The sequence below is a fragment of the Agromyces tropicus genome, assembly GCF_039531345.1.
In the GTDB taxonomy this organism is placed as follows: Bacteria; Actinomycetota; Actinomycetes; order Actinomycetales; family Microbacteriaceae; genus Agromyces; species Agromyces tropicus.
The window spans coordinates 1-14,309 of record NZ_BAAAPW010000007.1; the positions used below are offsets into that span (position 1 = coordinate 1).

At 70.9% G+C, this 14,309-nt stretch carries 15 protein-coding genes and 3 tRNA genes; 11 read left to right on the forward strand and 7 right to left on the reverse strand.

The features are described 5' to 3' along the window. Positions 1-84 precede the first annotated feature (84 nt). Complete coding sequence (locus ABD230_RS17215; protein WP_344377764.1) at positions 85-1,026, reverse strand: ribokinase; 942 nt, start codon at positions 1,024-1,026, stop codon at positions 85-87. Between the two features lie 35 nt (positions 1,027-1,061). Beyond that, positions 1,062-1,754: an FMN-dependent NADH-azoreductase gene (locus ABD230_RS17220; RefSeq protein WP_344377767.1), complete on the reverse strand. Its 693-nt coding sequence runs from the start codon at positions 1,752-1,754 to the stop codon at positions 1,062-1,064. A gap of 98 nt (positions 1,755-1,852) precedes the next feature. On the opposite strand from ABD230_RS17220, the gene ABD230_RS17225 reads away from it, so the two are divergent. Continuing rightward, positions 1,853-2,296, forward strand: a complete 444-nt coding sequence (locus ABD230_RS17225) for a MarR family winged helix-turn-helix transcriptional regulator (RefSeq protein ID WP_344377769.1) — start codon at positions 1,853-1,855, stop codon at positions 2,294-2,296. Between the two features lie 31 nt (positions 2,297-2,327). Here the strand turns inward: ABD230_RS17225 and ABD230_RS17230 are convergent, their stop codons facing one another. Continuing rightward, a complete protein-coding gene (locus ABD230_RS17230) occupies positions 2,328-2,987 on the reverse strand; it encodes a GntR family transcriptional regulator (protein ID WP_344377772.1) in 660 nt (219 codons plus the stop codon). Between the two features lie 154 nt (positions 2,988-3,141). Here ABD230_RS17230 and ABD230_RS17235 point away from each other — a divergent pair, with 154 nt between their 5' ends. The 6 genes from ABD230_RS17235 to ABD230_RS17260 all read left to right on the forward strand — a co-directional run bounded on the left by ABD230_RS17235 (position 3,142) and on the right by ABD230_RS17260 (position 8,236). Then, on the forward strand, positions 3,142-3,843 hold the full coding sequence (locus ABD230_RS17235) for an alpha/beta fold hydrolase (RefSeq protein WP_344377775.1): 702 nt from the start codon (positions 3,142-3,144) through the stop codon (positions 3,841-3,843). A gap of 194 nt (positions 3,844-4,037) precedes the next feature. After that, positions 4,038-4,886: a MerR family transcriptional regulator gene (locus ABD230_RS17240; RefSeq protein ID WP_344377777.1), complete on the forward strand. Its 849-nt coding sequence runs from the start codon at positions 4,038-4,040 to the stop codon at positions 4,884-4,886. Between the two features lie 144 nt (positions 4,887-5,030). Continuing rightward, complete coding sequence (locus tag ABD230_RS17245) at positions 5,031-5,396, forward strand: hypothetical protein (RefSeq protein ID WP_344377779.1); 366 nt, start codon at positions 5,031-5,033, stop codon at positions 5,394-5,396. 288 nt (positions 5,397-5,684) lie between these two features. Continuing rightward, positions 5,685-6,704: a zinc-dependent alcohol dehydrogenase family protein gene (locus ABD230_RS17250; RefSeq protein WP_344377781.1), complete on the forward strand. Its 1,020-nt coding sequence runs from the start codon at positions 5,685-5,687 to the stop codon at positions 6,702-6,704. Positions 6,705-6,770: 66 nt separating this feature from the next. Then, the gene (locus ABD230_RS17255; protein ID WP_344377783.1) at positions 6,771-7,649 is read left to right on the forward strand and encodes a helix-turn-helix transcriptional regulator; all 879 of its coding nucleotides are present in this window, start codon (positions 6,771-6,773) and stop codon (positions 7,647-7,649) included. After that, entirely contained in the window at positions 7,646-8,236 is a 591-nt protein-coding gene (locus ABD230_RS17260; protein WP_344377787.1) for a DapH/DapD/GlmU-related protein, read from the forward strand. Before ABD230_RS17255 ends, ABD230_RS17260 begins: the two co-directional genes overlap by 4 nt. A gap of 118 nt (positions 8,237-8,354) precedes the next feature. Here the strand turns inward: ABD230_RS17260 and ABD230_RS17265 are convergent. The 3 genes from ABD230_RS17265 to ABD230_RS17275 all read right to left on the reverse strand — a co-directional run bounded on the left by ABD230_RS17265 (position 8,355) and on the right by ABD230_RS17275 (position 8,684). Beyond that, positions 8,355-8,427: transfer RNA gene (locus ABD230_RS17265), tRNA-Phe, on the reverse strand. Positions 8,428-8,499: 72 nt separating this feature from the next. Continuing rightward, positions 8,500-8,573 (reverse strand) — tRNA-Asp (locus ABD230_RS17270). Between the two features lie 38 nt (positions 8,574-8,611). Continuing rightward, positions 8,612-8,684: transfer RNA gene (locus ABD230_RS17275), tRNA-Glu, on the reverse strand. A gap of 224 nt (positions 8,685-8,908) precedes the next feature. Here ABD230_RS17275 and ABD230_RS17280 point away from each other — a divergent pair. Then, positions 8,909-10,261, forward strand: a complete 1,353-nt coding sequence (locus ABD230_RS17280) for a peptidoglycan DD-metalloendopeptidase family protein (RefSeq protein WP_344377790.1) — start codon at positions 8,909-8,911, stop codon at positions 10,259-10,261. A gap of 87 nt (positions 10,262-10,348) precedes the next feature. Here the strand turns inward: ABD230_RS17280 and ppa are convergent, their stop codons facing one another. Beyond that, on the reverse strand, positions 10,349-10,834 hold the full coding sequence (gene ppa, locus ABD230_RS17285) for an inorganic diphosphatase (RefSeq protein ID WP_344377793.1): 486 nt from the start codon (positions 10,832-10,834) through the stop codon (positions 10,349-10,351). A 110-nt stretch (positions 10,835-10,944) separates the two neighbouring features. Here ppa and tilS point away from each other — a divergent pair, with 110 nt between their 5' ends. Genes tilS through ABD230_RS17300 form a run of 3 tightly spaced genes read left to right on the forward strand, consistent with a single transcriptional unit; the run spans position 10,945 to position 14,307 of the window. Further along, positions 10,945-11,976, forward strand: coding sequence for a tRNA lysidine(34) synthetase TilS (gene tilS, locus ABD230_RS17290; protein ID WP_344377797.1), 1,032 nt, complete (start codon positions 10,945-10,947; stop codon positions 11,974-11,976). 59 nt (positions 11,977-12,035) lie between these two features. Beyond that, complete coding sequence (gene hpt / locus ABD230_RS17295; RefSeq protein ID WP_344377801.1) at positions 12,036-12,587, forward strand: hypoxanthine phosphoribosyltransferase; 552 nt, start codon at positions 12,036-12,038, stop codon at positions 12,585-12,587. Positions 12,588-12,621: 34 nt separating this feature from the next. Next, a complete protein-coding gene (locus ABD230_RS17300; RefSeq protein WP_344377804.1) occupies positions 12,622-14,307 on the forward strand; it encodes an MFS transporter in 1,686 nt (561 codons plus the stop codon). Positions 14,308-14,309 lie beyond the last annotated feature (2 nt).

Here is a 14,309-nt window from a genome sequence, read left to right on the forward strand (position 1 = left end):
TCTCCCCCGCCTCGACAGTGAGGTCGATGTGGTCGTTCGCCACCAGGGAACCGAACTTCTTCGTGATTCCTCGGAGTTCGAGTTTCATGCCACCGATCCCGTCGTGAGGAGTTCCGCGCCTGCGCCCCGCGTCTGCACGGCGCGGGCTCCGGCAGCGAGTGCGGCCTGGACAGCTTCGGCGGTCGAATCGCCCGCGGCGAGTGATGCGGCAAGGGTCCCGACGAACGCATCTCCCGCCCCGGTCGTATCGACGATGCGGTCGGCGGGCACGCTGGGGAACGCGAACTCGACCCCGAGCCGGTCGACCAGCTGCACGCCGGCCGCGCCACGAGTCACGATGACGCTGACGCCGAGGGCGCGGTGCACGATGCCAGCGGCATCCCGGATCGGCACCGGTCGTGCCCCGGACCCGCTCAGGGAGTCGGCCAAGGACTGGGCCTCCGACTCATTGACGATGAGCGGGTTCGATGCGCGGAGCGTCGAGCGCGCGACCGGTGTGACCGGCGCGAGGTTGAGGATGAAGCGCGCGTCACGCTCGGCAGTGAACTCGGCGGCCGCGTCGATGGCGGGCCCGGGAACCTCGCCCTGGCAGACGACGACGAGGTGGCGGGGGAGTCCACCGGCGATCGCGTCCAGCGAGTCCCGGACCTGCGCCGCCGAAAGCGACGCGTTCGCGCCCGGGACGAGGACGATGCTGTTCTCGCCACGCCCGTCGACCGAGACGAACGCTCGGCCCGTGGGCGTTCCAGCGACTCGAGTCACGTACGTCGTCTCGACGTCGTGTCGACGGAGGGAGGAGAGGGCGTCGGCGCCGGCTTGGTCCGCCCCGACCGCGGCGACGAGGTGCACGTCGACATCGAACCCCGCCCGGGCCGCCCGCACGGCCTGGTTGGCACCCTTGCCGCCGAGGCCGGCGCGCGCGTCCGCAGCCACCACCGTTTCACCAGGCGCCGGGAGGTCGGCGAGAGCGAAGGCGAGGTCCACGTTCACTGATCCGACTACCACGACAACACCGCGCTGACTCACATCGACTCCTTCGTCTTCGTCACGTGCTGGTCAATCTAAACGTTTAGAGCATGGTCGTCAAGACCCAGTCGCGTGCACGACGCGGACCGTAGCTCGACCCGCGCGAGAGCGGAAGCGGCGCGCCGTGCGTCGGCGTGCGCCCGCACCCGCCCGCTCGCGGCATCCGTCGTGGCCAGGTTCGGGCGGAACGCCGCCGAGGCCACGGTCTCGATCCCGGCCCATCGCAGCCAGTCCTCGAGGTAGGGCTGCTGGAAGTCGCTGCCGAATGCGATGCCGCGCTCCGGGCCGTACACCGCGCTCGTGTAGACGATGGCGGCGCGCTTCCCGTCGAGCAGGCCGGTGTAGCCCTGTTCGCCGTCGAACGAGAAGACCGTGCCGGGCTGGCTGACCACGTCGATGAACTGCTTGAGGATGTACGGGATGCCGTGGTTCCACATCGGGACGCTGAACAGGTAGACGTCCGCGGCCGCGAAGCGCTCGAATGCGAGCCGGCTGCGATGCCATGCCGTCTCCTGCGGGCCGACGGGCGTCTCGCCCGCGAAGATCCGCATCTTGGCGCCGGCGCCGTCGGGGCCGAACGAGGGGAGCGAGCCGTCCCAGAGGTCCCAGGTCTGGATCTCGACCTCAGGGCGCTCGGCACGGAAGGCGTCGAGGAAGCTCGCCGCGAGCGCGAGCGATTCGGATGCCTCGCCGCGGGGCGATGCGGAGAGGTGCAGGAGCGTGGTCATGGTGGTGTCCCATCCGCGGCGGAGCGCCGCCGTCATTCATGTGCGTGTGCACGCTATCAAATGAGTGCGCGTGCACGCAAATGAGTTATGGTGGGAGCATGCCGAGCGATGCCGAACGTGCCTGGGAGGCGCTCCTGCGTACGCACGCGCGCCTGGTCCCGATCTTCGACCGTGAGGTCCAGCGGGGGACCGGGCTGCCCCTCACGTGGTACGACGTGCTGCTGGAGCTCAACTCGGCCGGCGGCCGGATGACCATGGGGCAGCTCGCGGAGCGCGTCGTGTTGAGTCGCACCCGGGTGAGCCGGCTCGTCGACGAACTCGCGCGCGCTGGCCTCGTGGCGCGCGAGGCGAACCCCGACGATGGTCGGAGCGCGTTCGCCGTGATCACCGACGACGGGCGACGACGGTTCCGCGAGGCCGCCCCGATCTACCTGGATGCGATCGACCGGGAACTCGGCGGACCGCTCAGCCGGGACGAGCTCCGTGCGCTGACGGAGATGCTGGAGAAGCTCGCCGGGGCACGCGCCGCGCATCGCGACTGAGCGCCGCGGAACGCCGGAGGCCCGGGTGCGTTCACGCTGAGGGCGTGGCCCCCTCGGCCGGCAGGCTGTGCCAGATCTCGAAGGTGAGCTCCGATGCCTGCTCGGCATCACCGCTGACCAGGAGCTCGATCAGCCGCTCATGCCGTTCGATCGACGCCTGCCCGCCCGCCGCGAAGCGGTCGCGCTCCGCCCGCCGAACCACCGGGCCGAACTGGTCGAGGACCGCCTCGATCGCGCAGTTTCCGAGGGCGGATACCGGGACGCCGTGCAACGCCTCATCCGCGTCGAGCGCGGCGTCGGTGTCGCCTGCGCCCAGGGCTCGAGCGAAGCGCTCGTTCGCGTCGCGCATCCGGGACACCTCGGCTTCGGACAGGGTGCCCGCCATCTCCCGCGCGACCAGGACGTGCATGGCGGCGACGACATCGCGCGCGTCCCTGACCGCCTTCGGGTCGATGGCGCTGACCGTCGTCGATCGTCCCGGCACCGCCACCACCAACCCGCTCGCGCCGAGACGGAGGAGGGCTTCCCGAACCGGCGTCCGGCTCACGCCGAGCCACTGCGCAAGGTCGGCGTCCTTCAGCTGTTCACCGGGAAGGAATGTGCCGTCGACGATGGCGTCCCGCAGCCGGCGGTACACGTCGTCACGCAACAGCGACCGGTCAACGCCGGGGACGCTCTGGGGAATCGGCATGCAATATATTGCCCACACTCCTGCGCCGCCGCGCAAGTCGGAGACGCCGTCTCTTGTTCGTCAACGCGACATGCAATATATTGCACATCGCGAGTGTTATCACCTCATGACCGCAACCCACCCGGGGTGGGCGGACGCTCTGGAAGGAAGAACCATGAACACCGAACAAGGGATCACGAACGTCGTCCTCGTGCACGGGGCCTTCGCTGACGGATCCGGATGGCGCCGCGTGTCCGACGCGCTGACGGCCCGGGGTTACCGGGTCTCGATCGTGCAGAATCCGCTCACCTCGCTCGAGGCCGACGTCGCGGCGACCAACCGGGTACTCGACCTCCAGGACGGGCCGACGATCCTCGTCGGCCACTCATGGGGAGGCACCGTCATCACCGAGGCGGGCGTCCACCCCAAGGTCGCAGGGCTGGTGTACGTGTCCGCACTCGCTCCCGACGCCGGCGAGACCACTGCTCAGCAGTACGAGGGGTTCGCGCCGACGCCCGAGTTCGTCATCGACGTCGGCGATGACGGGTACGGCTACCTCAACCGCGACGCGTTCCGGGCCGGCTTCGCGGCAGACCTCAGCGACGCCGACGCGGCCTTCCTCGCCGACAGCCAGGTGCCCATCGACATGGCCGTGTTCGGCACCCCCGTGACGGTGGCCGCCTGGCGCGACAAGCCGAGCTGGGCCGTCATCGCGACCGAGGACAAGGCGTTCGACCAGGCCATGCTGCAGCACATGGCCACGCGCATCGGCGCCGACATCACCAGCGTCCCGGGCAGCCACGCACTGTTCATCACCCAGGCCGACGCGGTCGCCGACGTCATCATCACCGCAGCCGAGCGCAGCGCGAGGCGCTGACGCCCAGCCGACCGCAGCGGGTCGGCTCGCTCACGAGGCGAGCCGGCCCGGTCGACTCGGAGGAGTTCCGATGATCGTCGCACCGTTCGCCGTCGAGTTGCGGGTGGAGCTGCCCGCAGCAGGAGACTGGGCGGGGCGCAAGGCGCCCGCTCCGCCGCCGAACGTGCCGCCCGTTGAGGTGGGAGGAACGCACCGTGCACTCTGACAGCCTCGGGCTCCGACAGGGGCCCCTCATGACCATCGGCGACTTCTCGCGTGCGGTCCGGATGACCGCGAAAGCCCTCCGGTTCTACCACCGGAATGACATCCTCACGCCGGCGTTCGTCGACGATCACACCGGCTACCGTCTCTACGCCGCCGACCAGATCGCGGACGCCCGCGTCGTCAAGACCCTGCGAGAGCTCCACGTCCCCGTCAGCTCCATTCGGGAGGTGCTGACCGCCCCGGATGTCGCGGCGCGCACGGAACTCCTCGCGCGACACCTCCTGAACATGGAACGACGACTCGACGACACGCGGGTCGCCGTCCAGAACCTCCGCGACGTGCTCACTCCCGAGCGGTCCCGGGTCGAGATCGTCCACCGCAGACTTCCCGAGACGCGGGCCGTGGCGGTCAGCGAGGTCATCGACCTGCGCGACCTCGGAGACTGGTTCCGTCGGTCGATCGCGAGGCTCCGGCGCATCGCCGAACGAACGGATCCTGCCGCGACCGGTCCATACGGAGGAATCTGGCCCAACGACCTGTTCGCTGACGAGCGTGGGACGGCCACCGTCTTCCTCACCATCGGGGCCGGATTCGCCGAACGCGCCATCGAAGCGGATGCAGCGATCGTCGAGCTGCCCCCCGTCGAGCTCGCCGTCGCAACCCACGACGGATCCGACGGGACGATCCCGCAGGTCTACGCCGCGCTCGGTGAACACGTCGCGCGTCACGAACTCGCCACCGACGCACCCGCCCGCGAGACGTACCTCGAGGGGTTCCCCGGCATCGATCCGCACAGCATCACCGAGATCGGATGGCCGATCTTCCGGGTCGTTCACTGAGAGCGGACGAGCGGGGTTGACCTTCCCCTCGGGGGAAGCCGGAACCTGAACCCGTGCACGAATCAGGGGCACGGTCGTCAGCGATCGGCAGCCCGGAGGGTCGTGCACACCGATCACCGGAACTGGTGGAACTGGAGGACACTCATGTCTCACACCGACGCATTCGACGCCTACGACACCGCGACGGTGCCCCCGGTCGTCGCCCGCTACATGGACGCGCAGGGCGACGATGGTCGGAGGCAGTCGATCATCGAGGCCTTCGCGGCGGATGCCCGCGTCACCGACGAAGGCATCGACCACGTCGGCCAGGACGGCATCCGCGCCTGGGTCGACAGGACCGGCGGGGAGTACACGTACACGACGACCCTCATCGGTCAGCGTCAGGACGGTCCCGACCGATGGACGGTCCTGGCGCGCCTGGAGGGCGACTTCCCCGGAGGCGTCGCCGACCTGCGCTACCGGTTCACCCTCCACGAGGACAGGATCTCCAGGCTGATCATCGCGCCATGAGGTGACATCGGACGTCGCCACCGGCGTCGCACACGATGCCGGACGCAGGACGGGGAGGTGCTCGCGCGACGGACGCGGTGCCCTCCCCGTTCGCCGGAAGCGCCGATCGCGGCATCCCGGTCGCCACGCACGCCGCGTGCGGGAGCCGCGGGGCTGGGGGTGTCTGGGAGGGCCTGCCACATTCTCGCGGCGGCGCGTTGCATGGAATGGGCAGGTCGAACGTGACCGGCCCGGCGGCAGCGGCTGGACCACGCCGCACCGAATGCACCAAGTGAAGGAGTGCCACGCATGCGTGGAGTGGTGATGTATGCACCCGGTGATGTCCGAGTCGAGGAGCGGGAGGACCCGACGATCGTCGATCCGACCGACGCGATCGTGCGGTTGACGGCGACCTGCATCTGCGGGTCGGACCTCTGGCCCTACCGCGGTATCGAGCCGGTGGACCGCACGCCGATGGGACACGAATACGTCGGCGTGGTCGAGGAGGTCGGCGCAGACGTGAAGAACGTCAGGGTCGGCGACTTCGTCGTCGGGTCGTTCGTCATCTCCGACAACACGTGCGAGATCTGCCGGTCGGGGTACCAGTCGCAGTGCGTGCACCGCACGTTCGTCGCGGAGATCGGCACGCAGGCGGAGAAGGCGCGCATCCCGTACGCCGACGGCACGCTGGTTGCGACCCCGGGCGAGCCCACCGATAAGCAGGTGGCTCACCTGCTCGCCGCGTCCGACGTGCTCGGCACCGGGTGGTATGCCGCGGTCGCAGCGGATGCCGGCCCCGGCAAGACGGTCGCGGTCGTCGGCGACGGCGCAGTGGGGCTGATGGCGATCCTCGCGGCGAAGGAGCTGGGTGCAGATCGGATCATCGCGATGTCCCGTCACCCGGAGCGTCAGGCGCTGGCTCGTCACTATGGTGCGACCGACATCGTCGAGGAGCGCGGCGAGGCGGGTGTCGCGAAGATCAAGGGGCTCACGAACGGCCTCGGTGCGCACTCGGTGGTCGAAGCCGTCGGAACCCAGGAAGCGTTCATGCAGGCCGTCGGCGCCACCCGTGGCGGCGGCCACCTGGGGTACGTCGGCGTGAACTACGAGGTGCAGATCCCCGGCATCCAGCTGTTCTTCGCCGGCATCCACACCGAGGGCGGCCCCGCGCCGGTGCGCCGCTTCCTTCCCGACCTGATCCAGCTGATCTGGGACGGCACCATCGACCCCGGGAAGGTGTTCGACCTCACCCTGCCCCTCGAGGACGCCGCCGACGGCTACAGGGCCATGGACGAGCGCCGCGCCACCAAGGTGCTCCTCACCCTCTGACCACCCGCTGCGGCAGTGCCCACCGAGCGCTGCCGCAGCAACCCACGGAAGGCGTAGGTTGAGATGATGGCCGCCGAGAACGAAGTGCGCGACTTCCTCATGGCCCGCCGCGCCGCCGTCACACCGGAACAGGCCGGCATCCCCGGCGGCGGCGACCGCCGCGTCGCCGGGCTGCGCCGCGAAGAGGTCGCTCTGCTCGCCGGCGTCAGCCTCGACTACTACACCCGACTCGAACGCGGCCGAATCCACGGCGCATCCGAATCGGTCCTCGACGCGATCGCCGACGCGCTACGGATGACCGACGTCGAACGCGCGCACCTGCACGACCTCGCCCGCCGAGCTCCCGCCACCCCGGCCGCACGCGCCCGCACCACGAGCATGGGGCGGCGCGAGCTGCGCGAGTCGGTGCAGCGCGTGCTCGACAACATGACCGTGCCCGCCGTGGTCTACAACGCCCAGCAGGATCTCATCGCCGCCAACCTGCTCGGCCGGGCGCTGTTCGCACCCCACTTCAACACTCCTCGGCCCAACCTGGCGCGCTTCATCTTCCTCGATTCGCGCGCCCGCGACTTCTACGGCGATTGGCCGCTCGCCTGCAGCCTTACCGCTGCGATGCTTCGCTACGAGGCCGGACGCGACCCGCTCAACACCGAGCTCACGGCGCTCATCGGGGAACTCGCCACCCGCAGCGCGCAGTTCCGCCTGGACTGGGCGGACCGGGACGTCCATGAGCACCGCACGGGCACCAAGGTCTACCGCCACCCCGATGTCGGTGAGATCGAGCTCGACTACGACGTCTTCGAGCTGCCCGGTGAGCCGGGCCTGTCCATCGGCACCTACACCGCCGCGTCGGGGACACCCAGCGCCGACAAGCTGATCCTCCTCGCCAGCAGCGCGGCCACGGTGCACGCCGACGAACTGCGGAAACGACAGGAGTCGCCATGACCGTCGACCTCGACGACCTCCTCGCCGCGCTGCGAGCCGGCCAGACCATCACCGGCGGCTCCCCCCTGCATGAGGTGATGCACCACGCCAGCCAGGAGGCCCTGCAGATCACCGCCCGACTCAACGGCACCTACCATCCGCCCGAGCGAGTCCGCGAGCTGCTCAGCCAGTTGATCGGGGCACCCGTCGATGACACCGTCACCGTCTTCCCACCGCTCTCCACCGACTTCGGCAAGGGCATCCGGATCGGCAAGCGGGTGTTCATCAACTCCGGATGCCGATTCCAGGACCAGGGCGGCATCACCATCGGCGACGGCTGCCTCATCGGACACAACGCCGTCTTCGCGACCCTCAACCACGACCTCGACCCGCGACACCGAGCCGACCTGCACCCCGCACCCATCGTCCTCGGAAGCAACGTCTGGATCGGCGCGAACGTCACGATCCTGCCCGGAGTGACGGTCGGCGACAACGCGGTCATCGGCGCCGGCGCACTGGTCACGAAGGACATCCCGGCCGACGCGATCGCCATCGGCTCTCCTGCGACGGTCGTCCGCTCCGTACCCGGGACCGCGTCGACCGACTGAAACGAACGGTGTGATCTTCCGGTGCCGCTGCGATCCTGCGATGGATCCGCATGGAATCCCAGTGCCCACGCGGGAAACGCAGAAGCCCCGCGCTACCGAAGCAGCGCGGGGCTGATTGTGGCTCCGACCGGCATCGATCCGGTGACCTTTCGATTTTCAGTCGAACGCTCTACCAACTGAGCTACAGAGCCTCGGGGTGCGGAACACCTCGATGATAAGGAGAAAGCCCCTTCTCTCGAAAGGGAAAGGGCTTGTCGCCTGAGCGACCCTGACGGGACTTGAACCCGCGACCTCCGCCGTGACAGGGCGGCACGCTAACCAACTGCGCCACAGGGCCTCGTAATGAAGCTGTTCAATTGTAAACCCATCGCTGGGTGACCCCAACGGGATTCGAACCCGTGCTGCCGCCGTGAAAGGGCGGTGTCCTAGGCCGCTAAACGATGGGGCCGGGCGACCGTGCCGTGAGGCCCGATCTCGGTCTCGCCCTGGGGCTCGACCGCCGAGAAGAAAGCATACGCAGAAGTCGGCGAGATTCCAAAACGAGGGGTCGGAGTCGCGCCACGCGCACCCGAAATGCCCGGTCCGGCGCCGACCGGCTCCTAGTGTGGCAGGGCCACTGCCCGCCGGTCGGGCAGCACGAGCGCGGCCGTACGGCCGCGCGGATGGGGACGGATGTCGCGAGATCGAGCACGTCGAGCGCCGGGCGCCTGGGGGACGCGCCTGCGCGGGTTCGCCGCTGCGCTCGCACTCGTGATCGCGGCGACGGGCGGCGTGGTGGCGAACCCCGCGCCCGCGACGGCGGCCGACTACCCGACGTGGGACGAGGTGCAGAAGGCCAAGGCCGACACGAAGGCCGCGGCCGCCGCCGTCGACGAGATCATCGGGCTCATCGCCGAGCTCGAGGCGAACGTCGAGGCGGCCCGGGCCGAGGCCGAGCGCCGCACCGAGGAGCTCTTCGTCGCCCAGCAGCAGTACGACGACGCGGTCCGCCGTGCGGACGAGATCCAGGCGCAGGCCGATGCGGCGCAGGCGAAGGCCGACGAGGCCGAGAAGAACGCCGGGCAGCTCGCGGCCCAGCTCTACCGCACGGGCGGTTCCGACATCGGGGTGAACCTGCTCTTCGACGCGGGCGATGCGGCCCGCACCGACGAGCTGCTCGCGAAGCTCGGCTCGATGGAGAAGCTCGTCGAGCGGACGGCCGACATCTACGAGGAGGCGCAGGAGGCCGGCAACGCGGCCCAGTCGCTCGCCGACCAGGCCGAGGTGGCGCGCGCCGAACGCGAGAAGCTGCGCATCGCGGCCGAGCAGGCGCTTGCCGCGGCACAGGCCGCCCAGGCGGCCGCCGAGGCCGCGCTGGCCGAGTCCGAGGAGAAGAAGATCGAGCTGGACCAGCAGCTCAAGTTCCTCAAGGACGCCGAGGCGAAGACGACCGCCGCCTACCAGGAGGGCGAGCGCAAGCGGAAGGAAGAGGAGGAGCGCCGCCGCAAGGAGGAGGAGCGCCGCAGGCGCGAGGCGGCCGCGGCGGCCGCGGCCGCGGCAGCTGCCGCCGGCAGCGGCGGTGGCGGCGGGTCGTCCGGCGGTGGCGGCGGAGGATCGACCGCGTCGTCAGGCTGGTCGAAGCCGGCGTACGGCTACATCTCCGAGTACTACGGCCCCCGTGCCGTCATGTGCACCGGCGGGTACTGCACGAACCCGTTCCACTACGCCGTCGACATCGCGACCGGCTGCTCCGCCCCGATCTACGCGGCCGCGAGCGGCACCGTCGTCTACGCCGGCTGGTCGGGCAGCTACGGCAACTTCATCAAGATCGACCACGGCGGCGGCATCTCCACCGGGTACGCCCACATCCGCCCGGGCGGCCTCTTCGTCGGCTACGGGCAGTGGGTGAACTCCGGCCAGGTGATCGCCTCGAGCGGCACCACCGGTGCGTCGACCGGATGCCACCTGCACTTCGAGGTCTACAGCGGCTGGAGCCGCATCAACCCGATCCCGTTCCTGTCGGCGCGCGGCGTCTACCTCGGCTGAGACCGCGGCCGGGAACACGACGAGGGGGCGAGCCGATCGGCTCGCCCCCTCGGTGCGTGCAGCGGATGCCGCGGCATCCGACTTGAGTCAGTGACCCGGGTAGGCCTCGATGGCCTTCGCGATGAGCGACTCGGCCTCCGCCGCGTTCGCCCAGCCCTCGGTCTTGACCCACTTGCCGGGCTCGAGGTCCTTGTAGTGCTCGAAGAAGTGCTCGATCTCCTTGCGGGTGTACTCGGGCACGTCGTCGACGTCCTGGATGTGGTCCCAGCGCGGGTCGCCAGCGGGCACCGCGATGACCTTCGCGTCGCCGCCGCCGTCGTCGACCATGTTGAAGACGCCGACGGGGCGGACCTTCACGCCGACGCCGGGGAAGAGCGGGTACTGGGTGAGCACGAGCACGTCGAGCGGGTCGCCGTCGTCGCCGAGCGTGTTCTCGAAGAAGCCGTAGTCGGTCGGGTACACGAAGTTCGTGTAGAGCACGCGGTCGAGGAACACCCGGCCGGTCTCGTGGTCGACCTCGTACTTGTTGCGGCTCCCCTTGGGGATCTCGATGACGGCGGCGTACTCGCCCATGCTGCTCTCCTCGTTTCGGATGGTGGCGTCTCGAAGTTCTCGGGGCCTCGACGGGCCCGGCGCCGCGGGCGCACCCGAACGGGCCCCGGACGACGGAATAAGGTTACGTGATGCCCTCGGAGCGCCGTCCCCGCCTGACGCCGCCGATCGCCGACGTGCGACGCGCGGTGCGATCGGTGCTCGACGCCCGCGACGACGCCCCGCTCGCGCTCGTCGCGCTCTCCGGCGGGCCCGACTCGCTCGCGCTCGCCGCGGCGGCCGCGTTCGAGGCCCCGCGTGCGGGGTGGCGGGCCGGCGCGGTGGTCGTCGACCACGGTCTGCAGCCCGGGTCGTCCGAGCAGGCGGATGCCGCGGCATCCGTCGCCCGCGACCTCGGCCTCGACCCCGTGCTCGTCGAACGCGTCGACGCGGGCGCCGCGCCCGGCGGCGCCGGTCCGGAGGGGGCGGCGCGCGCCGCCCGGTACGCCGCGCTGGACGCCGCCGCGGCCGCGACCGGCGCCGAGGTCGTGCTGCTCGGCCACACGCTCGACGACCAGGCCGAGACCGTGCTGCTCGGGCTGGCCCGCGGATCCGGCTCCGGCAGCCTCGGTGGGATGGCCGCCCGGTCCGGTCGGTACGCCCGGCCCCTGCTCGGCATCCGCCGCGCCGACACCCGGCAGGCCTGCCTCGACGCCGGGCTCGAACCGTGGAACGACCCGCACAACCTCGATTCCGCGTACGCGCGCGTGCGCGTGCGCGAACGGGTGCTGCCCCTGCTCGAGGCCGAGCTCGGCCCGGGCGTCGCCGAGGCGCTCGCCCGCACGGCCGAGCAGCTCCGCGAAGACGAGCGGGCCTTCGACGAGCAGATCGACGAGTTCATCGAGGAGATCTGCGAGCCGGCCGAGGCGGGCATCGCGGTGTCGGCCGCGGTGCTCGCCGCGAACCCCGCGGCGCTCCGCCAGCGCATCATCCGCCACGTCGTCGCCAGCGAGTTCGGGGCGTCGCTGAGCCGCACCCAGACGCTCGAGGTCGCCCGGCTCGTGACCGACTGGCACGGGCAGGGACCGATCGACCTGCCGGGGGGCGTGCGGGCCACCCGGGCGGGCGCCCACGTCGTGCTCTCCACCACGGGGTCGACGACCGTGCTGCCGCACGATCACTGACCGGCCACGGCGTAGGCTCGTGGCATCCGTTCGGCCGCACGAGGTGAGAGGGAGCAAGGATGGATTCGCGCGAGATCGAGGGCGACCTGACCGAAGTGCTCGTGACGGAGCAGCAGATCCGCGACAAGCTCGCCGAGCTCGCCCGCCGGATCGAGGCCGACTACGAGGGTGAGCGCCTCCTGCTCGTCGGCGTGCTGAAGGGCGCCGTCATGGTCATGGCGGACCTCGCGCGCGAGCTCCGCAGCCACGTGACGATGGACTGGATGGCCGTCTCGTCGTACGGCGCCGGCACCCAGTCGTCCGGCGTCGTCAAGATCCTCAAGGACCTCGACACCGACCTGTCGGGGCGCCACGTGCTCATCGTCGAGGACATCATCGACTCCGGACTCACGCTCAGCTGGCTGCTCGGCAACCTCGCCTCGCGCGGTGCGGCGTCGATCGAGATCTGCGCCCTCCTGCGCAAGCCGGATGCCGCGAAGGTCGAGATCGACGTCAAGTACCTCGGGTTCGACATCCCGAACCAGTTCGTCGTGGGCTACGGTCTCGACTACGCCGAGACCTATCGCAACCTGCGCGACGTCGCGATCCTGGCACCGCACGTGTACAGCTGATCGGGCGTCCGCGCGGAGATCGGGGGGTCGCCGCATGGGGGAGCGCGCACGTCGCACGAGGCTGCGCGACGCCGGTGCCGCGTTCGCGAGCAACTGGCGCAACGGCGACCTGCGCCGCGCCCAGCTAAGCTTCCTCGGCGCATGGACCGCGGAGTGGGCGTTCACGGTCGCCCTCGGCATCGTCGCCTACCGCGACGGCGGCGCCGCGGCGGTCGGACTCGTGGGGCTCCTGCGCATGGTGCCGTCGGCGCTCCTCGCCCCGCTGCTCTCGCCCATCGCCGACCGCGGGCGCCGCGAGCGGGTGCTCATCCTCGTCTCCGTCGTGCGCGGCGCCGCGACCGCGGCGACGGCCGTCGTCGTGGCGATGGCCGGCCCGGCGGCGATCGTGTACGTGCTCGCCGTCGTCTCGACGATCGCGGCCACCCTCTATCGGCCCGCGCACTCGGCGCTGCTGCCGTCCCTCTGCCGCACGGGCCACGAGCTCGCCAGCGCCAACATGGTCCGCGGGCTCCTCGACTCCGCGGCCACCCTCGTGGGCCCGCTGCTCGCCGCCGTGCTGCTCCAGTTCACCGGCGTCGACGTCGTCTTCGCCGTCGCCGCGGCCGCGTCCTTCGCCGCGGCCGCCCTCCTCGTCGGACTCCGGTACGACGCCCCGCCCCGCCCGGCGGCGCCGCGGCGGCCGAACCTCGTCAGGGAGGCGGTCGAGGGGCTGCGTGCCGTCGCGCGGGACCGCGACGTGCTCCTCATCCTGGGCCTCGCCGGGGCGCAGGCGCTCACCCGGGGCGCGCTCACGGTCTTCTCGGTCGTCGTCGCGATCGAGCTGCTCGGCACCGGGGAGCCCGGGGTCGGCGCCCTCATGACCGCGGTCGGGGCGGGGGCGGTGCTGGGGTCGCTCGGGTCCTCGTTCCTCGTCGGCACCGGTCGGCTCGGCGCGTGGTTCGCCGTCGGCGTCGCCCTGTGGGGCCTGCCGATCGCATTGGTCTCCGTCGTGCCGCAGCAGGGGCCGGCGCTGCTGCTGCTCTCGCTCGTCGGCGTCGCCAACGCGCTGATCGACATCGCGGGCTTCACGCTGATCGCCCGGCTCGCGCCCGACGAGGTCCTCGCCCGCGTGTTCGGGGTGTTCGAGAGCATGGTCGCGGTGTTCGTGGGCATCGGGGCGGTCGTCGCGTCGACGCTCGTCGACCAGCTCGGGATCCACGCCGCGCTCATCGCGGTCGGGCTGCTGTGCCCCGTGCTCGCGGTCGCGTCGTGGTGGCGGCTCCGAGCGCTCGACCGGTCGGTCGCGACGCTCGACCGGGAGGTCGGACTGCTGCGGCGGGTGCCCATGCTCGACGCGCTGCCGCTGCCCTCGATCGAGCAGCTCGCGCGCGCGCTCGAGCCCGTGTCGGTCCCGGCCGGGCGCACCGTGTTCGCGCAGGGCGACGTCGGCGACCGGTACTACGTGATCGAGGACGGGGAGGCGAGCGTCCTGCGCGACGGCCGCGTCGTGGCCGAACTCGGCCCGGGTGAGGGCTTCGGAGAGATCGCGCTGCTGCGACCGACGGGGCGGATGGCGAGCGTCGTCGCCGTGCGCGACCTCCGGCTGCAGTCGCTCGCCTCCGATCGCTTCCTCCCGGTCGTCGTCGGGTACACCGCGAGTGCGAGCCGCGCGGCGGCCACGGTCGACGGCATCATGTCGCAGTACGGTCCGGACGGGTCGCCGGGGGAGCCGTCGGGCTGACC